Source organism: Nocardioides sp. NPDC054178, assembly GCF_055585005.1.
This window is the reverse complement of sequence record NZ_JBVJKY010000002.1, coordinates 830,799-850,506: the sequence shown is the minus strand read 5'-3', so window position 1 is coordinate 850,506 and position 19,708 is coordinate 830,799. Positions and strand designations below refer to the sequence as shown.

Genomic DNA, 19,708 nt, shown 5'->3' with positions numbered 1-19,708 from the left:
CATAGCGTCGGCTCCGACGGCCGGCTTCCGGCCGGTCCGACACCTCCCGACCCGACCCAGAGGAGCCGACATGGCCCAGACCCAGGAGATCCAGCCGGAGACGGCCCTCGCGCCGCCCACCCTGGAGGACGTCCTGTCGGAGCTGGCTGCCCGCCGGGTCGAGTTCCATGAGCAGAGCTACGTCCCCCGCGACTTCGTCGAGCGGCTCAAGCAGGTCGGGATCTACCGGAGCTCGACCCCGCGGGTGTTCGGGGGCGAGCCGATGGCCCCGGCCGACTTCCTCGAGGTGGTCGAACGGATCTCGGCCGTCGACGGCTCGACCGGATGGGTCGCGGCCTTCGGGTCCGCCCTGACCTACCTGGCGGCGCTTCCGCTGGAGACCCAGGCCGAGCTGTACGCCGACGGCCCCGACGTCGTCTTCGCCGGCGGCCTCTTCCCGGTCCAGCCCGTCACCCCCACCGAGCGTGGCTTCGTCGTCGACGGACGCTGGAAGTTCGCCAGCGGCTGCATGGGCGCCGACGTGCTCGGTGTCGGCATCCCCGGCGACGACACGTCCGGGGGCAAGCCCAGAAGCGCCCTGCTGCGACCGGATCAGGTCGAGATCGTGCAGGACTGGGACGTCGCCGGGATGCGCGCGTCGGGCTCGTTCGACCTGGTGGTCAAGGAGGTCGAGGTCGCTCGCGAGTGGACCTTCATCCGCGGCGGCGAGCCGACCGTCGACGAGCCGCTCTACCGCTACCCCACGATCGGCTACCAGGCCCAGGTCCATGCCGCGGTCGGCCTGGGCGTCGCGCAGGCGGCGCTCGCCTTCGCCCAGGAGGCCGGTTCACGCACGGGCGTGACGGGTGCGCCGCCGCTGGCCGCCCGCGCCTACTACCGCACGGCGTACGCCGAGAGCTATGCCGCGCTGCGTTCGGCGCGCGCCTTCTTCCACGAGGTGGCCGAGGAGGTCTGGAGCACCGTCGTCGCCGGTGACGAGGTCGCGCTCGAGCAGCATGCGCGGATCCGGCTGTCCGCGACCCACGCGGCCTCCACCGCCGCTCGCATCGTCGGGGATCTCTGCACCATCTCGGGCACCGGGACGATCGCGAACGGGCACCCCCTGCAGCGACTGCGCCGCGACGCCGAGGTCCCCCAGGTGCACGCCTTCCTCGGCCCGTCGATGTACGACGCGGCCGGCGCGGTGCTGCTCGGCCAGGAGCCGACCGTCCCCGGATTCAAGTGACCGGATCCACCAGCCGTCCGTCCCACCACCCCAAGGAGACCCGATGAGTGATCCCACACCACTCCGCGTCCTGTTCTGCATCGGCATCAACCAGAACTTCTTCGACCTGCCCAGCGCCGGCGTCACCGTCGACGACGTATGGAGGGCCTTCGTCGAGATGATGGACGGCATCAAGGCGCTGCCGGGGGTCGACTTCATCGGGGACATCGACGACGACGCGCACCTGGTCGGCCCGTCCGACTCCTGGCCGTGGACCTGCTACCTGCTGGCCGATGTCGACACCCAAGAGACCGTCAGGGCCGCCTGCAACCTGTTCCGCACCATCTCGGTGGGTGAGGGCGGCTTCAAGCTCTGGCGCTACGCCAAGGTCGAGGCGCGGATGGGCAGAGCCCTGACCCCGCGCTCCTACGAGCCCGTGGAGGCGAACTGAGATGACCACCGAGATCACCGCATCGAACGTGTACGACCTCGCCCCGGCCGACCTGGTCCAGGGTGACCGGGTCGCCGGCCGGATGTACACCGACCCCGAGATCTTCGAGCAGGAGATGACCCGCATCTTCGAGCACACCTGGATCTGGGTCGCGCACGAGAGCGAGCTGCCCAAGCCCGGCAGCTTCAAGTCGACCTACGTCGGCCGGCAACCGGTCATCGTCTCGCGCGACCGCAAGGGCGCGATCCACACCCTCGTCAACCGCTGCCGGCACCGCGGAGCGAGCCTGTGCGAGAAGCGGACCGGCGAGGCCAACGGCTTCACCTGCCCCTACCACGCCTGGTCCTACAGCCTCGACGGCAAGCTGCGCGGGATCCCCTACCCCGAGGGCTACGAGGGGGTCATCGACAAGAGCGAGCTGTCCCTCAAGCGGCTGCGCACCGAGTCGTACGGCGGCATGGTCTTCGCGACCCTCGACGAGGACATCGAGCCGCTCGAGGAGTTCCTCGGCGACGTGAAGCTGTGGATCGACCGCTTCATGAAGCAGGGTGGCGGCTACCCGATCAAGGTGCTCGGCACCCACCAGTTCACCTTCGGTGGCAACTGGAAGATCCAGCTGGAGAACACCACCGACGGCTACCACTTCCCGATCGTGCACCGCTCCTGGATGGCGTCGGTCGACGCCGAGACCGCCGACATGATGTCGTTCATGACCGACCCCGAGGCGACCACCCACGACCTCGGCAACGGCCACAGCGTCGCCCAGATGGTGCCCGAGCACTCCGACCTGGACGCCGACGACGGCACCGAGAAGCTCCAGGAACGGTTCGACGAGCTGATCGCCGACCTGCGTGCGGCCAACCTGTCCGACTCGGCGATCCGCAAGGTCGTCCTGGCCATGCACGGCACCGGGTTCAACCTCAACCTCTTCCCGAACGTCTCCATGTCCGCGGCGTTCTTCCGGGTCCTGCGGCCGATCTCGGTCGACAAGACCGTCATCGAGCACGTCGCGATCGGGCCCGACGGTCCCGACGACGTCGTCGGCCCGGTGAACCGCGCCCGGCTGCGGGTGCACGAGCACTTCCAGGGACCGTTCGGCTTCGGCACCCCCGACGACGCCGAGGGCTGGGACCGGGTCCAGCGAGGCGCCCAGGGAGCGCCCGAGATGCCGATCCTGGTCAACCGCGGTGCGGCCCGGGAGAAGCCGAGCCCCGAGGGCTGGCCGACCTCACATGTCACCGACGAGACCGGGATGCGCGCTGCGTACGCCCAGTGGAAGCAGATGATGAGCGATGACTGAGACCCTCGCCCCCACCGCCGCCCCGTTCCTGGCAGACCTTCGCGTGCTGCGCGGGATCGAGCTGGCCTGGCGGGAGGCCGACCTGCTCGACCGCAAGGAGTACGACGCGTGGAACGCGCTCTACGCCGAGGACGGGCACTACGTCATCCCGATCGACCCGGCCACGACCGACTTCGACAACACGCTCAACATGGTCTACGACGACGCCCGGATGCGCCGGATGCGCGTCACCCGGATGACCGAGGGGTACGCCATCGCCGCCGTCGACTCGGCGACGACCACCCGCACGGTCTCCCGGTTCGTACCCGTCGAGGTCTCCGACGCCGAGGTCGTGCTGCGCGCCTCGCAGGTGCTGGTCGCGTTCAAGCGTGGCCGGCACGACCTGTGGGCCGGCGACGTGGAGTACCGGATCCGGCTGGGCTCGACCCCGGCCGAGGACCTCATCGCGCTCAAGGTCGTACGTCTGGTCGACAGCGAGGCGGCCGTTCCGGCTGCCGGGTTCCTGCTGTGACACCCAGACCCGAGGATCGGCCGGTGGCGGTCGTGACCGGCGCCGGCAACGGCCTCGGGGCGGTGATCGCCGCCCACCTGCACGGGATCGGGCACCGCGTCGCCGTCGTGGACATCGACGGGGCCGCCGCCGCGGCGGTTGCCGGCCGGCTCGATGCCACCGGTGAGACCGCTCGTGCGTACGGCCTCGACGTCACCGACCGGGACGCGATCGACGACCTGCTGGCCGCGCTGCTGGAGAGCTGGGCCGGCGTCCACGTCCTGGTGAACAACGCGGCCCGCACCCAGGCGACCCCGCTGCTGGAGATCTCGTCCGAGGAGCTCGCCTCGGTGCTGGCGGTCAACATCGGTGGCACGTTCGCCGCCTGCCAGGTCTTCGGGCGGCACATGGCTGCGGCCGGCTACGGCCGGATCGTGAACCTCGGCTCCCTCGCGGGTCAGAACGGCGGCACCGCCACCGGCGGTCACTACGCCTCCTCCAAGGGTGCGGTGCTGGCGGCCACGAAGGTGTTCGCCCGCGAGCTCGCGAGTGCCGGCGTGACCGTCAACGCCGTCTCTCCGGGACCGCTCGACCTCCCCGTCGTACGCCGCATCGTGGGCGAGGACAACGTCGACCGGTTCGCGGAGACCATCCCCGTGGGCAGGCTCGGCAGCCCCGAGTTCATCGCCGAGATGGTTGCGCTGCTGGCCTCGCCGAGTGCCGCCTCCGTGACCGGAGCGTGCTGGGACGCCAACGGCGGCCTCTACGTGCGCTGAGCGCCATCGGACCGAAGAGCCGACGACAGGAGTAATCCCATGACTGACATCAAGGTGAGGGTCGCCGAGATCGGGGTCGAGACCCCCGACATCCGCACGCTGCGACTCGTCCGTGAGGACGGCCTTCCGTTCGGGCCGTACGTGGCAGGTGCGCACGTCGACGTCCTCGGTCCGACCGGCGTGCTGCGGCAGTACTCGCTGTGCAGCCCGCCGTCCGAGAGCGGGTCACAGCTGATCGCGGTCAAGCTCGAGGCCGACTCGCGCGGCGGCAGTGCCTCGTTGCACCAGGTGGACGAGGGCGACGTCCTCGCTGTCGGCGAACCGCGCAATCTCGTCTCCGTCGTCGAGGGCGCCGACCGTCACCTGCTCGTCGCCGGGGGCATCGGGATCACCCCGATGCTGAGTCTGGCCTACGAGCTGCACGCGCGTGGTCAGGAGTTCCGGCTGGTCTACTTCGCCAGGTCCCGCGAGAGCGCCGCGTTCCTGGACCTGCTCGGTCGCTCCGACTTCGCCGACCGCGTCGACCTCCACCTGGGCGTGCCTCGCGGCGAGCAGGTCTCGCTGCTGCGCGACGCACTCGAGACGTCGACGACGAACAGCCACGTCTACACCTGCGGTCCCACCGGGTTCATGGAGCAGGTGACCGCGGTCGCCACCCCCGTGGTCGGCGAGCGCAACGTACACGTCGAGCACTTCGAGGCTGCCGAGATCGACACCTCCGAGGACGGCGCGTTCACGGTCGAGCTCGACACCGGGGAGTCCTTCGAGATCCCCGCCGACCGCTCGATCCTGTCCGTGCTGACCGACAACGGCATCGACGTGTTCAAGTCGTGCGAGGAGGGCATCTGCGGATCGTGCGTCTCGGGGGTCCTCGACGGCGTCCCCGACCACCGCGACAACTGCCTCTCCGCGGCCGACAAGGACGCCGGCGACCAGATGGCGCTCTGCGTCTCCCGGGCGAAGAGCCCGAAGCTCGTCATCGAGCTCTACTGACGCCGGCGCCGGTAGGGGAAACCCTCAACGGGCTGCGGTCAATGCCAATGGAGCCCTGGCGCCATCGTTCCTAGCGTGGAACCACCCCCCGCGAGGGTCGGAGAAGATCCGCCGATCGCACGATGCCGTGCGATCGGGGAAGAATCTGCCTCTCGCGCCTTACCGACAGGACAGTCATGACCACGACATCCCACGTCGACACCGACAAATCGGATCTGACCTCGACCCGCGGCGGCGTCGCCCGCCTCGCCTTCGCCAGCGGCGTCGGAACCTCCCTCGAGTTCTACGACTTCGCCATCTACGGCACCGCGACCGCACTCGTCTTCACCGACACCTTCTTCCGGACCAGCAACCCCTGGTTCAGCACCTTCATGGGCCTGGCGACCTTCGCCATCGGCTTCCTGATGGCCCCGGTGGGTGCGGTGCTCTTCGGGTGGGTCGGCGACCGGTACGGCCGCAAGTCCGCGCTGCTGATGACGTTCGTCGGCATGGGTGTGGCCACGATGGTGATGGGCATGCTGCCCACCTACGCCCAGATCGGCATCGCCGCCCCGATCCTGCTGGTCCTGCTCCGGATGGTGCACGGCCTGTGCCGCGGAGGTGAGACCGGCGGCGCGGCGGTGCTCGCGATCGAGCACGCCCCCGAGGACAAGCGCGCCCGCTACGGCGTCTTCGTCGCGCTCGGGTCACCGGTCGGGTCGATCCTGGCCAATCTCGCCTTCGCGGCGGTGCTGCTCCTCCCGGCTGCCAGCGTCGAGAGCTGGGGCTGGCGGATCCCGTTCCTCATCGGCGGCGTCGTGCTGTTCCTCGGCATCTGGATCCGTCACGGTGTCTCCGAGAGCCCGGTCTTCCAGCAGATGATGCGCGAGGAGGGGGAGACGCTGAAGAACCAGCTCCCGGTCTTCGCGGTGCTCAAGACCAACTGGCGCCGCGTCGTGCTCGCCGCCGGCGTCAACATCGGCCTGAACGCGAGCACCTTCGCACTCGCCACCTTCATGCTCTCCTACGCCACCGCCGCCGCTCCGGAGGGCCTCGGCCTGCCGCGGCAGCCTGTCGTGAACGCGAGCATCGCCGCCCTGGTGATGCACGCGGTCGCCAACGTCTTCTCCGCCTGGGCCGCCGACCGGCTCGGTCGCCGACCGGTGATGATGGCCGGTGCGGTCGGCTCGATCGCGTCCGCCCTGGTGATCTTCCACCTCGCCGAGGCGGGCAACGTCGGCGGTGTCGCCGCCGCGATGATCATCGGGTTCACCACCACCGGGATCCTGTTCGGACCGATGTACACCTTCTTCACCGAGCTCTTCCCCCGCGACCAGCGCCAGTCGGGGATGGGCGTCTCGTTCCACGTCGGCGCGGTGCTGGGCGGTGGCATCTCGCCGCTGATCGCGAACCGGATCATCGCGGGGACCGGCGAGGCGACGTACGTCGGTTACTACCTGGCCGCCACCTGCGCGCTCTCGCTGATCTGCCTGTGTCTCCTTCCCGAGACCGCGCCGCGCGCCCTGGCCCGGGCGAAGCTCCGGACCGAGTTCAGCTGAGCCTGCCGCGATGCACCGGGCTGCCACGACACCATCGCGTCGTGGCAGCCGGGTGCGGTGCGTCTACGGGGCCGGTGCCGTGAGCACCTCGCCGCGGATCCGTCCGTACGTGGAGTAGCCCGGCTCGATCTCGACCGTGCCGGAGCCGCCCAGCTCGGCCTCCCAGGTGGCCCCGAGCGTCTCGGCCTCGCCCTCCTCGCGGGCCCGCCGGTCGAAGGTGACCCGGGTGACGTACCCGTCGTCGGACCAGACCAGCACCCCGTCGACCTCGGCCTCGAAGCGGTCGCCGTCGGGCAGCACCAGGTCGACCCGGTCGCTGTCGTAGTCCCGCATCCCCGGGTAGTCCTCGTTGTCCTCGGGCAGGCTGGAGAGCGGGACCGGCTCGCGCAGGTCGAGCTCGATGGTGTCGGGGTCGCGGGTGAGCTGGGCCCACACGACGAGCGTGGCGATGAAGAGCACCGGGATCGCGAGCACGCCCACGCCGGTCCAGGCCAGCGGCTTCGGGTTCTTCCCCGACATCCGCACCACGCCGGCGGCGACGAGCAGGGCGACCGCGAGCAGGACGAAGCCGAGCAGCACCGCCCCGACGACGATGATCAGAACCGCGCCACCCGCACCCATGGGGTCAGTATCCCGGCCGCACGGCGCTGCGCACGGCCGAACCCGCTAGGAGACGGTCTCGACGATGCAGAGGGCGAGCGTGGAGAAGTAGACGACCCCGGCGAACACGGCGTGGAAGCTGACCCGGAAGGGAAGCCGGCCCTTGAACATCGAACGGAGGGCGAGCTTGTACGTGTTGACCGTCGAGAGGTGGCTGCCGCCCATCCGTCGCGTACGCCACAGCAGCATGTTGTCGCCGAAGCCGTTGCCGACGGTGATGAGCGCGAAGGCCGCCCACGCCCACAGGACCTGCTCGGCCAGGACGTACGCCGTCCAGCACGCGAGCCCCGCGACGGAGAGGCTGACGTGGGTGAGCACCACCGGCGAACGGACGCGACCGTGCCGGAACCAGCCCGTCAGCAGGAGGACTCCGACGCTGGCCTGGACGAGCCACGCCACGAGGACGACGTACGACATGGTGCGACCGTACGGGCCCTCGTGGCGCGGTGGACGAGCCGAGCGGGCGATCCCCCATAGAGGGGACGAAGCCGGATCGGGACGTCAGAACGGGGTGAGCGTCACCGTCATCTCGGAGGCGTTGTCCTCGACGTAGGAGGCGAAGCCGCCGACGTCGTCGAAGGCGAACCCGTAGGCCTTCCCGTCGACCGTGTTGTCGTGCATCGCCTTGCTGTACGCATGGACCGGCGAGCCCTGGTAGAAGCCGCCCGGGTCGCCGGTGGGCTGGTCGGTGGAGGCGAGCAGCGTGGTCCGGTTGAAGCCGGCGCCGAGCACGGCGGCGACCGGACCGGTGATGCCGTCGTTGGGCGCGGCCAGCGCGCCGTCGCAGAAGAGCACGTCCCGGGTCGAGGGCCGGGCGAACGCCTTGACCCCTCCGTCGAAGACGAACTGGTCGCCGCTGACCCTGCCGGTGAAGGTGGTGTTGTTCGCCTTCACGACGAGCGACTCGCCGGCGTACTTCGACCACACCTGGTCGATGTAGGAGTCGAAGAACGTCGAGGAGAACCTCCCGGCGTCCAGGCCGTGCCCCGGCGCGAGGATGCGGCGGTCGTCGACGACGAGGGAGCCGAAGTCGGAGGAGGCCGAGACGGCGGAGAAGATCTTCTCGCGGCCGCCCTCCACGAGGGTGCCGGTGGTCGGCGACTGCTCACCGGTCAGCGCGATCGAGAGCGGCACGCTGAACATGTCGACCATGGTGGTGTTGCAGTAGATCCGGCCGCTCTTGTAGGTGAACTCGACGCAGTCGTGCAGCACGCCGTAGCTGGGGTCGGACTCGACCCATGCCGCCGGATAGGCGAGCGCGTTGCCCTCGTTGACCTTGAACTTCAGCTTGTCACCGAGCGAGAAGTAGATCCGGCCGGACATGTCGGCGGGGATCCGGGAGAGCGTGTCGCCGCTGCCCGCGAATGGGATCGCGTAGTCCGCATAGCCGTCGGCGCCGTTGTCGGCGAGGGAGACGGGCACGAGCGTGCCCTCGGGCGTGACCCGGGACTGCGCGCCCGTCGTCAGGTCGGTGCCGACGATGTAGAAGTGGATCGAGGAGCTGTCGTACGCCCCGGTCCGGTTGACGAAGCGGAGCTGGAGGGTGGCCTGGGCTCCGAGGCGTTGCGGGCGCATGGCTTGTGCGGCGTGCCATCCGGTCCCGCCGAGGAGCGGCACGGCGACGGCGGCAGAGGTGGCGGCGAGTACAGATCTTCTGGTCAGCATGGGACCTCCCGAGTGGGGAACTGTAGGAACCCGAATTACAGTAAGGGTCCTTTACAGTAAAAGTCCATACCCTTGGGTGGCGGCGTCGGGACGGCGTCGGTTCGATCACAAAATGCCGATCGCGTGCCAAAACCGCCGTCCGGGGGCAGCGGATGTTTCGTCAACCTCGCTAGCCTGAATGCTTGTGAAAGTTGTCGTGCTCACCGGAGCCGGGATCTCCGCCGAGAGCGGTCTCGCGACGTTCCGCGACGCCGATGGGCTCTGGCAGGGTCACCACGTCGACACCGTGGCGACGCCCGAGGCGTTCCATCGCGATCCCGCGACGGTCCATCGGTTCTACGACGACCGCCGCCGGGAGCTGCGCGCGGTGGTGCCCAACCCGGCCCATATCGCGCTCGCCAGGCTCGAGCAGGTCCTCGGCGACGAGCTGCTGGTGGTCACGCAGAACGTCGACGACCTGCATGAACGCGCCGGCTCCCGCCGGGTGGTGCACATGCACGGCGAGCTGCTCTCGGCCCTCTGCGACTCCTGCCAGGGCCGGTTCGCCTGGGACGACGACCTCGCCGACGCCCCGGCCTGCCCGGGCTGCGGCAACGACACGCTGAGGCCCGACGTCGTGTGGTTCGGCGAGATGCCCTACGACCTCGACCTGATCGAGCGGGCGCTCGCCCAGGCCGACCTCTTCGTCGCGATCGGCACCAGCGGCGCGGTCTACCCGGCCGCCGGTTTCGTACGCATGGCAGCCCGTGCCGGGGCCAAGACGCTCGAGCTCAACCTGGACTCGTCCGAGACCTCCCACCTCTTCGACGACGCCCGTCAGGGGCCGGCCGGCAAGCTGGTGCCCGAGTGGGTTGCCGACGTACAGACCCTCGCGCGTTGACCCCTTCGTAAATTCTGTCACGATAGGCCGCGTGTTTCGCCAAGCCGTGCTCACGACCGCCCTCATCGTCGCGCTGACCAGCGCTCTCGCCGGCTGTGGCGACACGGAGGGAACACTGTCCCAGGCACGCGAGTACGCCAAGGAGCCCGGCAACCAGATCGCCGAGGACGCCCGCACCGCGATGCACGACATCAAGACCGTGCACGTCGAGGGTGACGTGCTCGACTCGCAGGGCACCAAGATCACCGTCGACCTCGACGTCTCGGCCGACGACGCCTGCGTCGGCAAGGTCAGCATCGGCGACGGCGAGATCTCGCTGCGCTCCATCGACGGCTCGGCCTGGTACCAGGGCGACGAGGAGTTCTGGAAGTCCATCGCGCCGGCCAAGGGCGAGGGCGAGCGCATCGCCGAACGGGTCGGAAAGAAGTGGGTCGAGCTCGAGGGCGAGCTGGCCAGCCTGCGTGCCTTCTGCAGCATCGACAGCCTCACCGCCCAGATGGTCCCGCCCGAGGCCGAGGCCCAGGCGATCGGCCCGGCGATGGCCGCCGACGGCCCCGCCGTCCGTCTCGACGTCACCCACGGCGAGACCGAGAGCCGGACGTACGTCCTGGCCTCGGAGCCGCACCGGATCGTGAAGTGGACCCAGGGCAGCTCCGGCGAGCTCACCTTCTCCGACTTCGACAAGGAGTTCCAGGTCGAGGAGCCACCCGCCGACGAGGTCTTCGACCTCGCCGAGCTGGAGGAATGACTCCCTAGGAATGAATGGGTGGTCGTGAGGATTGCTAAGTAATGTGCCTACCTCGACCAGACCCACGCGCAGCTCCATAGGACTTCGTAGCGAACGCGGGCCGATCCTGCTCGCGGTGATGGTGTCGCTGAGCCTGGTCGCGATCGACATGACGATCCTGGCCACCGCGGTGCCGAGCGTCGTGAAGGACCTCGGCGGTTTCGAGCAGTTCCCGTGGCTCTTCTCGATCTACGTGCTGGCCACCGCGGTGACCACGCCGCTCTACGCCAAGGTCGCCGACCGGCTCGGCCGCAAGCCGGTGATGATCGCCGGGGTCGTCGCGTTCCTGGTCGGGTCGCTGCTGTGCGGGCTGGCGTGGTCGCTGACCGCGCTGATCGTCTTCCGGGCGATCCAGGGGATCGGCGCCGGGGCGATCCAGCCGATGGCGATGACGATCGTCTCCGACATCTACACGCTGGAGGAGCGGGCGGTCGCGACCTCGTACGTCGCCTCGGTCTGGGCCACCGCCGCCATCGTCGGTCCGACGCTCGGCGGGGTCTTCGCCGACTACCTCGACTGGCGGCTGATCTTCCTGATCAACCTGCCGCTCGGGGCGGTCGCGCTGTGGCTGCTACGGCACTTCCACGAGGACCGCCGGCCGGCCGCCGATGCTCAGGCCATCGACTGGGCCGGTGCGGGACTGCTGACCGTCGGCGGGATCGCGCTGCTGCTCGGGCTGCTCGAGGGCGGGCACGCCTGGGCGTGGGCCTCGCCGGTCTCGTTGGCGATCTTCGCTCTCGGGCTCGGGGCGCTGGTCGCCTTCGCGTTCGTGGAGCGGCGCGCCGCCGACCCGGTGCTGCCGCCCTGGGTCCTCGGGCACCGCGTCCTCGCGCCGGCCAACGCCGCCAGCCTGATCGTCGGTGTGGTGATGCTCGGGCTGACGACGTACGTCCCGCTCTATGCCCAGAGCGTGCTGGGCCACTCGGCGCTGGTGGCCGGGTTCGCGCTCGCCGGGATGAGCATCGGCTGGCCGATCGCCGCCGCCACGGCCGGCCGGATCTACCTGTCCCGAGGGTTCCGGACCGCCGTCGGGCTCGGTGCGCTGCTGGTCATCGTCGGCGGACTCGTGCTGATCACGGTCGGTGAGAGCTCGTCGATCTGGCACCTGGCGATCCCGTGCTTCGTGCTCGGCCTCGGGTTCGGCTGGTCGGTCAACCCGGGGGTCGTCGCCGCCGGGTCGGCGGTCGACTGGGAGGTGCGCGGGGTGGCGACCGGGTCCAACATGTTCGCCCGCTCGGTCGGCTCGGCGCTGGGCGTCGCGCTCTTCGGTGCGGTCGCCAACGGCCTGGTCCGGCGCGAGTACGCCGGGGGAGAGGTGCCGCCTCTCGAAGCCCTGCCGGCCGATGTCCTCGCGCCGGCGCTGCACGTCGTCTTCGTCGTCGGGCTGGTCGTCTCGCTTCCCCTGCTGGTGGTGGCCTGGCGTACGCCGGTCCGGATCCGGCAGGACTGATCTCAGATTGCATCCTGGAAGGGTTACCACTGAGTAACCACTGCGTCGTAGACTCCGATGCATGCTGAAGCGCGACCACTATGAGGAAGACCACGAGGACTTCCGAGCCTCCGTCCAGCAGTGGCTGGAGCGTTCGGTCAAGCCCCACACCGACAAGCACATCGCCGACAAGGCGCTGCCCCGCGAGTTCTGGCTGGAGGCTGGCGAGAACGGCTTCCTCGGTCTCGCGATCCCGGAGGAGTACGGCGGCGCCGGCGCCGACGACTTCCGCTTCAACGCGGTCCTCGCCGAGGAGCTCGCCAAGATCGGCGCGGCCTACCCGACCTGCGTCGGCATCCACTCCGACATCACCGCGCCCTACCTGGTCCGCCTCGGCACCGAGGAGCAGAAGCAGCGCTGGCTCCCGGGCGTGGCCTCCGGTGAGATCCTGCTCGCCATCGGCATGACCGAGCCGTCCGGCGGCTCCGACCTGGCCGCGCTCAAGACGACCGCGGTCCGCGACGGCGACGAGTGGGTCATCAACGGCTCCAAGACGTTCATCACCAACGGCTACTCCTGCGACCTGGTCATCACCGCGGTCCGCACCGACCCGGAGAAGGGCGCCAAGGGCATCACCCTCTTCGCGATCGAGGCGACCAAGGAGGGCTTCTCCCGCGGCCGCAAGCTCGACAAGGTCGGCATGGAGGAGTCCGACACGGCCGAGCTCTTCTTCGAGAACGTCCGCGTCACCGACGCCGAGATCATCGGCGAGCTCAACCGCGGCTTCATCCACATGATGGAGGAGCTCCCGCAGGAGCGCGTCTCGTGCGCGGTCGCCAACATCGCGCAGGCCAAGCAGATCCTGCTAGAGACGGTGCAGTACGCCAAGGACCGCAAGGCCTTCGGTCAGTCCATCGGTGCCTTCCAGCACAACAAGTTCCTGCTCGCCGAGCTGGTCACCCAGATCGAGGTCGCCGAGGCGTACGTCGACAAGTGCGTCGCCGCCCACGCCCGCGGTGAGCTCACCCCGGTCGAGGCGTCCAAGGCGAAGTGGTGGTCCTCGCAGGCGCAGTCCGAGGTGCTCGACCACTGCGTCCAGATCCACGGCGGCTACGGCTTCATGAACGAGTACCGCGTCGCTCGCGCCTGGCGCGACGCTCGCGTCACCAAGATCTGGGCCGGTTCCAACGAGATCATGAAGGAGCTCATCGGCCGCGACCTCGGCTTCTGAGTTCTCGCTTCGTACGTCCAGGGCGGGCGTCCACCTCCGGGTGGGCGCCCGCTGGCGTATTTCGGGGTGTTTCAGCGCTGCGACGGCCCGTTGAAATCTGGCGTTGTCTATTGTCAACAATCAGCGGACTCAGTCACGATGATCGGGTGGCGGGAACGGTGTTGGTGTGGTGAGCGTCTTCGGCCCCGAGGAGTTCGCGGAGCGGCTGGGGAAGGTGCAGCAGCGGATGGCGGAGCGGGGCTGGTCGGCACTGGTGGTCGCGGACCCGGCGAACCTCTACTACCTGACCGGCTACAACGCCTGGTCGTTCTACGTGCCGCAGTGTGCGGTGGTGCCCGCTCGCGGCGAGCCGCACCTGTTCCTGCGGGCGATGGACGCGCGCGGCGCGACGCACACGGCGGTGCTGCCCGCCGAGCGGATCCACGCCTACCCGGAGGAGCTGGTCCACCGGCCCGACGCCCATCCCTACGACCACATCGCCGCGACGGCGCGGGAGCTAAATCTATTTGTCGACAGTCCCGACGCGGTCGTCGCGATGGAGCTAGACGCCCACTATCTGCCGGTGCGCGGCTTCCTGGCCGTGCAGCGGGCTCTCCCGCACACGCGGATCGTCGACAGCGAGGAGCTCGTCAACTGGGTGCGCCTGGTGAAGTCGCCGGCCGAGCAGGACGAGCTGCGGGCCGCGGGCGAGGTCGCCCAACGGTCGATGACCGCGGCCCTCGCCGGGGTGGGATCGGGACGGCGGGAGTGCGACGTCGTCGCCGACATCCAGGCGGCCCAGACGGTCAGCGTCGGCGGGGTCGGCGGCGACTACCCGGCGCTGGTGCCGCTGCTGCCGACCGGCGACAGCGCCGACACACCCCATCTGACCTGGACCGACAGGGTGCTGCGGCGCGGTGAGGCGACGACGATCGAGCTCGCCGGCGTACGCAACCGCTACCACGCCCCGCTCGCCCGCACCGTCTGCCTCGGCCCGCCCTCGGCCAAGCTCCTCGACTGCGCCGCCGCGACCGCCGAGGGCATGGAGGCGGCCCTCGGCTCGATGAAGCCGGGGGCGGCCGGTGCCGACGTCCATGCCGCCTTCACACAAGTGATCGCTGCCCACGGGCTCAGCAAGGAGTCCCGCATCGGCTACTCCATCGGGGTCGGCTTCCCGCCCGACTGGGGTGAGCGGACGGTGAGCCTCCGGGCCGGTGAGGAGACGGTGCTCGAGCCCGGGATGGCCTTCCACGTGATCCTCGGGATGTGGATGGACGGCTGGGCCTACGAGCTCTCCGAGTCGGTCCTGGTCACCGAGCACCTGCCCGAGCCGCTGACCTCGATGCCGCGTCAGCTGGTCATCAACGATTGAGGAGCGTCATCTTGTCTACAATCCGCGCGGACGCCCGGCTGCCCCTGGCAGCACGCAGCGAGCACCTGGTCGGTTCGGTGATCGACTCCAGTACGTCGCTGCTGGCCGGGCAGACCCACGACATCGTCCGCCTCGCGATGGGCAGCCCGGCCCAGGACTCGATCCCGGCCGCTGCGCTGGCCGAGGTGCCGCTCGAGCCGCACGCCTTCGACTACGCCGCCACCGAGGGCGACCCGGTGCTCCGCGAGGCGCTGCTGGCCCAGCTGGCCGGCACCAGCGACGAGACCACCGCCGCCCGGCTGACCATCACCTCCGGCGGGATGCAGGGCCTCGACCTCGTCCACAAGCTCTTCACCGATCCCGGCGACCTGGTCGTCGTCGAGGCACCGACCTACACCAACGGCAGCGCGACCGCGCTCTCCTACTCCGCAGAGCTCCTCGAGATCCCCGTCGACGAGGAGGGCCTCGACGTGGACAGGCTGGAGGCAGAGGTACGCCGCACCGGCCGCCGCCCCACGTCGATCTACGCCATCCCCACCTTCCAGAACCCGTCCGGGGCGACCCTGTCGCTGGAGCGCCGGATCCGGCTCGTCGAGCTCGCCCGCCAGTGGGGCTCGATCCTCATCGACGACGACCCCTACGGTCTGCTGCGGTTCTCCGGCGACCCGCTGCCGACGCTGCACGAGCTCGCCGAGGGAGACCCGCTGGTCTTCTCGGTGCGCACCTTCTCCAAGACCGTCGCGCCCGGGCTGCGGGTCGGTTGGGTCGACGCCGACCCGTCGCTGGGGCAGCTCCTGATCAACGCCAAGCAGGCGATGGACACGTGCACCAACCTGCCGGCGCAGCGGCAGCTCGCCGGGTTCCTCGACTCGGGCGGGTTCGACGCCCACGTGGCAGTTCAGCGGATTGTCTACAAGGTGCGCAAGCAGGCGATGCGCACGGCGCTGACCGAGCACTTCGAGGGCCGCGCGACGTGGACAGACCCCGACGGCGGCTTCTTCCTCTGGGTCACCTTCGACCCGCCGGTCGACACCGCCGCGCTCTTCGAGGTCGCGCTCGCCGAGGGGGTCGCGCTGATCCCGGGCAACGCGTTCTCACCCGGAGGCCTCTTCCCGCACTCGATGCGCCTCTGCTTCGCCTCCACCCCGCCCGCCCGGATCGCCGAGGGCATCGCCCGGCTCCGGCGGGCAGTCGATCGCCTCCTCCAGGAGGCGCGTTGACGACCGCCTCGATCGACCCCGAGGAGGTGGTCGCGCTCGCCCAGCGGCTGGTGCGCGCCCGGGGTCAGAACCCGCCGGGGGAGGAGGCCGCGACGGTCGCGGTGCTCGCCGAGGAGTGCCGTCGGCGCGGCCTCGAGGTGACCCTCGACGAGGTCGCGCCCGGCCGCGCCAACCTGATCGCGCGGGTCGGGAGCGGCGCCGGGCCGGGCCTCCTGGTCGTGAGCCACTCCGACGTGGTCCCACCCGGCGACGGCTGGAGCGGCGACCCCTTCTCCGGTGACGTACGCGACGGGCGGCTGCACGGACGCGGCAGCGCCGACACCAAGGGCGGCCTGGCGGCGGCGACCGTCGCATTGTCGACAGTCGACAACATCGCCACCCGGCCCCCGATCACCCTCGCCGTCCTCGTCGACGAGGAGGAGCTCGGCCTCGGCATCCGCCGCTTCGTCCGCCGCGATTTATCGACAAATAGCCACACGGCCTGCGTGGTCGTCGAGCCGACCAGTCTCCAGCCCGTGATCGCGGCCCGTGGCGACGCCTATCTGGAGATCACCCTCACCGGCCTGGCCGCCCACTCCGGGAACCCGTCCGACGGCCGCAACGCGATCCACGGCATGGCCCAGGTGATCGCCGAGATCGAGCGCTGGCACGACGAGCTGGCGGCGAGCCCGCACCCGCTGTGCGGTCCGGCCACCTGGAGCGTCGGCACCGTCGAGGGTGGCCAGGCGACCTCCACGGTCGCCGCACACTGCCGGATCACCGCCGACCGCCGCCTGCTCCCGGATGAGCGCGCGGGGGACGTACGGAAGGAGGTCGAGAGCGGCCTGGCGGCCCTCGGCCTCGCTGCCCGCGGCCTCACCCTCGACGTCCGGATGACGATGGACATGCCCGGCTTCGAGACTCCGGTCGAGGACTCGATCGTCCACGAGGTCGCCGCAGCGCTGACCGCGGCCGGAGCGCCGCCCGCCGAGCCCACTGGCTGGACAGCAGCCTGCGACGGCGGCTTCGTCGCGAGCGAGGGTATCCCGGTCGTCGTGCTCGGTCCCGGCTCCGTCGCCGAGCAGGCCCATCGGCCCGACGAGAGCGTCGAGATCACCGAGCTGACCACCGCCGCACGCGTCTATGCGGCTCTCTTCCAGCACCACGGTCGACGGACGGCGCCGCGCTCACGGTAAAGACATCGACAGGCGGGCCGAGCCCGGCATGATGACCGCCATGACTCAGCGTTCCTCCGTCGCCATCACCCATGCGTACGTCGTCCCGGTCTCGGGCGAGCCGATCGAGAACGGCACGGTCGTGATCGAGGACGGGGTGATCACGGCGGTCGGTACAGACGTCGCCGTTCCCGAGGGCATCGACACCATCGACGCGGAGGGGCGGTGGCTGCTCCCGGGGTTCGTCGAGGGCCACGGCCACATCGGCACCCACGAGGAGGGCGAGGGCTGGGCCGGTGACGACACCAACGAGATGACCGACCCCGACGGCGCGGGCCTGCGGGCGATCGACGCGATCAACATCGAGGACGAGGGCTTCCGCGACGCCCTCGCCGGCGGGGTGACCACGGCAGTGATCAAGCCCGGATCGGGCAACCCGATCGGCGGCCAGACGGTCGCGATCAAGACCTGGGGCGGGCGGACGATCGACGAGCAGGTCGTCTCCGACGCGGTCTCGGTCAAGAGCGCCCTCGGCGAGAACCCCAAGCGCGTCTACGGCGAGCAGAAGAAGACCCCGTCGACCCGTCTCGGCGTCGCGAACATCATCCGGAGGGCCTTCGTCGAGGCCCAGAACTACGCCGCCCGAGCGGCCGCCGCCGAGGAGAAGGGCGAGCCCTTCGACCGGGATCTCGGCAAGGAGACCCTGGCCCGTGTGCTCGCCGGCGAGCTCGCCTGGGACCAGCACACCCACCGCGCCGACGACATCGCCACCGCCATCCGGCTGAGCGAGGAGTTCGGCTACCGCCTCGTGATCAACCACGGCACCGAAGGTCACCTGCTCGCCGACGTGCTCGCGGAGAAGGACATCCCGGTCATCTACGGCCCGATGTTCGTGTCCCGCTCGAAGGTCGAGGTGCGCAACCGCGCCAACCGCAACATCGCCGCCATGGCCGCTGCCGGCGTCCGGGTGGCGATCACCACCGACCACCCGGTCATCCCGATCAACTTCCTGGTCCACCAGGCCTCCTTCGCCGTACGCGACGGCCTGCCGCGCGAGACCGCGCTGGCCGCGATCACCACGAACCCGGCGAGCTTCCTCGGCCTCGACGACCGGGTCGGCGCGATCGCGCCGGGCCTCGACGGCGACGTGGTCATCTGGTCCGGCGACCCCCTCGACACCGACCAGCGCGCGGAGCGCGTCTTCATCACCGGGACCGAGGTCTACGCCTGGGACGGCGAGGCCGATGGGGGGCGCGGCGGCGGGAGAACGCGCGAGCGGGTCGCGCGGTTCGGGATCTGACGATGCGGTGTGTGAGAGTGCCGCGCATGAGTCTCGGACGCAACGAACCTCGGACCGTGGACGTACCCAAGGTCATGACCCCCACCGACGACAGCACCACCATCGGCACCGCCGCCGACAGGCGCAGGATCCGCCGCGCGGCGTACCTGTTTCCCGTTCTGGCGCTGACTCTGGCACCGACGTTGGCCGGATGTGGCTCCGAGGCGACCGACCCAGGCGCTAACGTGTCTGATGTGCCCACATCGTCCAGTCCGACGCCCGCCGAGGACCCGAAGGTCGCAGCCGCGATCGCCGACCTGGCCAAGCGTCAGGGGGTGAAGAGCGAGGAGATCACCGTGGTCTCCCACGACCAGGTGACCTGGCGCGACGGCAGCCTCGGCTGCCCCGAGCCCGGGAAGATGTACACGATGGTCCTGACCGACGGCGTCCGCGTGGTTCTCGAGGCCGCGGGGAAGACCTACGAGTATCACGGCGGCAAGAGCGGCCCGGTCCGTTTCTGCGAGAACCCGCAGGAGCCCGTCCCCGGCGAGGCGAGCAGTGACGCTCCACAGTGAGGGTGCCCACGCGGGGCACGGCGACGCCGAGGAGCGGGCCGAGGGCCTGAACAACCGGCTCAACTGGCTGCGCGCGGGCGTGCTCGGAGCCAACGACGGCATCGTCTCCACCGCCGGTGTGGTGATGGGTGTCGCGGGCGCGACCACCGATGACAGCACGATCCTCATCGCCGGCGTCGCGGCCCTGGTGGCCGGCGCGATCAGCATGGCGGCGGGGGAGTACGTCTCCGTCTCGACCCAGCGCGACACCGAGGAGTCGCTGATCGCCAAGGAGCGCCGCGAGCTGCGGGAGATGCCCGAGGAGGAGCTCCGTGAGCTCGAGGGCTTCCTGCGTGACCGCGGTCTCGAGTCCGACACCGCGGTCGACGTCGCCCGCCAGCTCACCGAGCGGGACGCGCTGCGCGCCCATGCGGCCCTGGAGCTCGGGATCGACGTCGACGACCTCACCTCGCCCTGGGCGGCGGCCGGGGCGTCGATGATCTCGTTCACGCTCGGGGCGCTGCTGCCGCTCCTCGCTATCACGCTCCTCCCCGACAGCGCCCGCATCTGGGCGACGATCCTCACGGTCACCGTCGCGCTCGCGGTCACCGGCTGGACCAGCGCGCGCCTCGGCTACGCGCCACCCGTCCGGGCGGCGCTGCGCAACGTCGCCGGCGGCCTGCTCGCGATGCTGGTGACCTACGTCGTCGGCGACCTCCTCGGCACACAACTCGGGTGACCCGGCC

At 70.2% G+C, this 19,708-nt stretch carries 20 protein-coding genes; 17 read left to right on the top strand and 3 right to left on the bottom strand.

All coding sequences use genetic code 11. The annotated features are described in order from the left end of the window. Positions 1-70: 70 nt before the first annotated feature. The 7 genes from ACZ6WN_RS10790 (at position 71) to ACZ6WN_RS10760 (ending at position 6,752) form a co-directional block, all read left to right on the top strand. Complete coding sequence (locus tag ACZ6WN_RS10790; protein WP_465864632.1) at positions 71-1,225, top strand: acyl-CoA dehydrogenase family protein; 1,155 nt, start codon at positions 71-73, stop codon at positions 1,223-1,225. A gap of 43 nt (positions 1,226-1,268) precedes the next feature. Next, positions 1,269-1,655, top strand: a complete 387-nt coding sequence (locus ACZ6WN_RS10785; RefSeq protein WP_465864631.1) for a hypothetical protein — start codon at positions 1,269-1,271, stop codon at positions 1,653-1,655. A 1-nt stretch (position 1,656) separates the two neighbouring features. After that, complete coding sequence (locus ACZ6WN_RS10780) at positions 1,657-2,955, top strand: aromatic ring-hydroxylating oxygenase subunit alpha (RefSeq protein WP_465864630.1); 1,299 nt, start codon at positions 1,657-1,659, stop codon at positions 2,953-2,955. Further along, on the top strand, positions 2,948-3,466 hold the full coding sequence (locus ACZ6WN_RS10775; protein ID WP_465864629.1) for an aromatic-ring-hydroxylating dioxygenase subunit beta: 519 nt from the start codon (positions 2,948-2,950) through the stop codon (positions 3,464-3,466). Before ACZ6WN_RS10780 ends, ACZ6WN_RS10775 begins: the two co-directional genes overlap by 8 nt. A 23-nt stretch (positions 3,467-3,489) precedes the next feature. Then, the gene (locus ACZ6WN_RS10770; protein WP_465864628.1) at positions 3,490-4,221 is read left to right on the top strand and encodes an SDR family NAD(P)-dependent oxidoreductase; all 732 of its coding nucleotides are present in this window, start codon (positions 3,490-3,492) and stop codon (positions 4,219-4,221) included. Positions 4,222-4,260: 39 nt separating this feature from the next. Next, positions 4,261-5,214 (top strand): PDR/VanB family oxidoreductase, encoded by a 954-nt coding sequence (locus tag ACZ6WN_RS10765; protein WP_465864627.1) that lies wholly within the window; start codon positions 4,261-4,263, stop codon positions 5,212-5,214. A 176-nt stretch (positions 5,215-5,390) separates the two neighbouring features. Further along, positions 5,391-6,752: an MFS transporter gene (locus ACZ6WN_RS10760; protein ID WP_465864626.1), complete on the top strand. Its 1,362-nt coding sequence runs from the start codon at positions 5,391-5,393 to the stop codon at positions 6,750-6,752. Positions 6,753-6,815: 63 nt separating this feature from the next. Here ACZ6WN_RS10760 and ACZ6WN_RS10755 read toward each other — a convergent pair whose 3' ends face one another. The 3 genes from ACZ6WN_RS10755 to ACZ6WN_RS10745 all read right to left on the bottom strand — a co-directional run bounded on the left by ACZ6WN_RS10755 (position 6,816) and on the right by ACZ6WN_RS10745 (position 9,077). After that, on the bottom strand, positions 6,816-7,373 hold the full coding sequence (locus tag ACZ6WN_RS10755; RefSeq protein WP_465864625.1) for a hypothetical protein: 558 nt from the start codon (positions 7,371-7,373) through the stop codon (positions 6,816-6,818). A gap of 45 nt (positions 7,374-7,418) precedes the next feature. Then, complete coding sequence (locus ACZ6WN_RS10750; protein WP_465864624.1) at positions 7,419-7,829, bottom strand: hypothetical protein; 411 nt, start codon at positions 7,827-7,829, stop codon at positions 7,419-7,421. A gap of 84 nt (positions 7,830-7,913) precedes the next feature. After that, the gene (locus ACZ6WN_RS10745) at positions 7,914-9,077 is read right to left on the bottom strand and encodes a beta-1,3-glucanase family protein (RefSeq protein WP_465864623.1); all 1,164 of its coding nucleotides are present in this window, start codon (positions 9,075-9,077) and stop codon (positions 7,914-7,916) included. Positions 9,078-9,255: 178 nt separating this feature from the next. Here ACZ6WN_RS10745 and ACZ6WN_RS10740 point away from each other — a divergent pair, with 178 nt between their 5' ends. The 10 genes from ACZ6WN_RS10740 (at position 9,256) to ACZ6WN_RS10695 (ending at position 19,701) form a co-directional block, all read left to right on the top strand. Further along, positions 9,256-9,957 carry an NAD-dependent deacylase gene (locus tag ACZ6WN_RS10740; protein ID WP_465864622.1) on the top strand — a complete coding sequence of 234 codons (702 nt, stop codon included), beginning with the start codon at positions 9,256-9,258 and terminating at the stop codon, positions 9,955-9,957. Between the two features lie 31 nt (positions 9,958-9,988). Further along, positions 9,989-10,705, top strand: a complete 717-nt coding sequence (locus tag ACZ6WN_RS10735) for a hypothetical protein (protein ID WP_465864621.1) — start codon at positions 9,989-9,991, stop codon at positions 10,703-10,705. A 118-nt stretch (positions 10,706-10,823) separates the two neighbouring features. After that, entirely contained in the window at positions 10,824-12,194 is a 1,371-nt protein-coding gene (locus ACZ6WN_RS10730) for an MDR family MFS transporter (protein WP_465864968.1), read from the top strand. 61 nt (positions 12,195-12,255) lie between these two features. Next, on the top strand, positions 12,256-13,404 hold the full coding sequence (locus ACZ6WN_RS10725; protein WP_008354678.1) for an acyl-CoA dehydrogenase family protein: 1,149 nt from the start codon (positions 12,256-12,258) through the stop codon (positions 13,402-13,404). A 169-nt stretch (positions 13,405-13,573) separates the two neighbouring features. Further along, the gene (locus tag ACZ6WN_RS10720; RefSeq protein WP_465864620.1) at positions 13,574-14,755 is read left to right on the top strand and encodes a M24 family metallopeptidase; all 1,182 of its coding nucleotides are present in this window, start codon (positions 13,574-13,576) and stop codon (positions 14,753-14,755) included. Positions 14,756-14,766: 11 nt separating this feature from the next. Continuing rightward, on the top strand, positions 14,767-15,975 hold the full coding sequence (locus ACZ6WN_RS10715) for an aminotransferase-like domain-containing protein (RefSeq protein ID WP_465864619.1): 1,209 nt from the start codon (positions 14,767-14,769) through the stop codon (positions 15,973-15,975). Beyond that, positions 15,972-17,150: a M20 family metallopeptidase gene (locus ACZ6WN_RS10710; RefSeq protein WP_465864618.1), complete on the top strand. Its 1,179-nt coding sequence runs from the start codon at positions 15,972-15,974 to the stop codon at positions 17,148-17,150. The genes ACZ6WN_RS10715 and ACZ6WN_RS10710 overlap by 4 nt, the downstream gene beginning before the upstream one ends. Before the next feature lie 40 nt (positions 17,151-17,190). Next, the gene (locus ACZ6WN_RS10705; protein WP_465864617.1) at positions 17,191-18,429 is read left to right on the top strand and encodes an amidohydrolase; all 1,239 of its coding nucleotides are present in this window, start codon (positions 17,191-17,193) and stop codon (positions 18,427-18,429) included. A gap of 26 nt (positions 18,430-18,455) precedes the next feature. Beyond that, complete coding sequence (locus tag ACZ6WN_RS10700; RefSeq protein WP_465864616.1) at positions 18,456-18,983, top strand: hypothetical protein; 528 nt, start codon at positions 18,456-18,458, stop codon at positions 18,981-18,983. Further along, complete coding sequence (locus ACZ6WN_RS10695; RefSeq protein WP_465864615.1) at positions 18,967-19,701, top strand: VIT1/CCC1 transporter family protein; 735 nt, start codon at positions 18,967-18,969, stop codon at positions 19,699-19,701. The genes ACZ6WN_RS10700 and ACZ6WN_RS10695 overlap by 17 nt, the downstream gene beginning before the upstream one ends. Positions 19,702-19,708 lie beyond the last annotated feature (7 nt).

Bases quoted from the DNA above. Each gene is read 5' to 3' on its own strand.
- ACZ6WN_RS10790 (WP_465864632.1), top strand. From the start codon at position 71: ATGGCCCAGACCCAGGAGATCCAGCCGGAGACGGCCCTCGCGCCGCCC.
- ACZ6WN_RS10785 (WP_465864631.1), top strand. From the start codon at position 1,269: ATGAGTGATCCCACACCACTCCGCGTCCTGTTCTGCATCGGCATCAAC.
- ACZ6WN_RS10780 (WP_465864630.1), top strand. From the start codon at position 1,657: ATGACCACCGAGATCACCGCATCGAACGTGTACGACCTCGCCCCGGCC.
- ACZ6WN_RS10775 (WP_465864629.1), top strand. From the start codon at position 2,948: ATGACTGAGACCCTCGCCCCCACCGCCGCCCCGTTCCTGGCAGACCTT.
- ACZ6WN_RS10765 (WP_465864627.1), top strand. From the start codon at position 4,261: ATGACTGACATCAAGGTGAGGGTCGCCGAGATCGGGGTCGAGACCCCC.
- ACZ6WN_RS10760 (WP_465864626.1), top strand. From the start codon at position 5,391: ATGACCACGACATCCCACGTCGACACCGACAAATCGGATCTGACCTCG.
- ACZ6WN_RS10755 (WP_465864625.1), bottom strand. From the start codon at position 7,373: ATGGGTGCGGGTGGCGCGGTTCTGATCATCGTCGTCGGGGCGGTGCTG.
- ACZ6WN_RS10750 (WP_465864624.1), bottom strand. From the start codon at position 7,829: ATGTCGTACGTCGTCCTCGTGGCGTGGCTCGTCCAGGCCAGCGTCGGA.
- ACZ6WN_RS10745 (WP_465864623.1), bottom strand. From the start codon at position 9,077: ATGCTGACCAGAAGATCTGTACTCGCCGCCACCTCTGCCGCCGTCGCC.
- ACZ6WN_RS10740 (WP_465864622.1), top strand. From the start codon at position 9,256: ATGCTTGTGAAAGTTGTCGTGCTCACCGGAGCCGGGATCTCCGCCGAG.
- ACZ6WN_RS10730 (WP_465864968.1), top strand. From the start codon at position 10,824: ATGGTGTCGCTGAGCCTGGTCGCGATCGACATGACGATCCTGGCCACC.
- ACZ6WN_RS10725 (WP_008354678.1), top strand. From the start codon at position 12,256: ATGCTGAAGCGCGACCACTATGAGGAAGACCACGAGGACTTCCGAGCC.
- ACZ6WN_RS10705 (WP_465864617.1), top strand. From the start codon at position 17,191: ATGACTCAGCGTTCCTCCGTCGCCATCACCCATGCGTACGTCGTCCCG.
- ACZ6WN_RS10700 (WP_465864616.1), top strand. From the start codon at position 18,456: ATGAGTCTCGGACGCAACGAACCTCGGACCGTGGACGTACCCAAGGTC.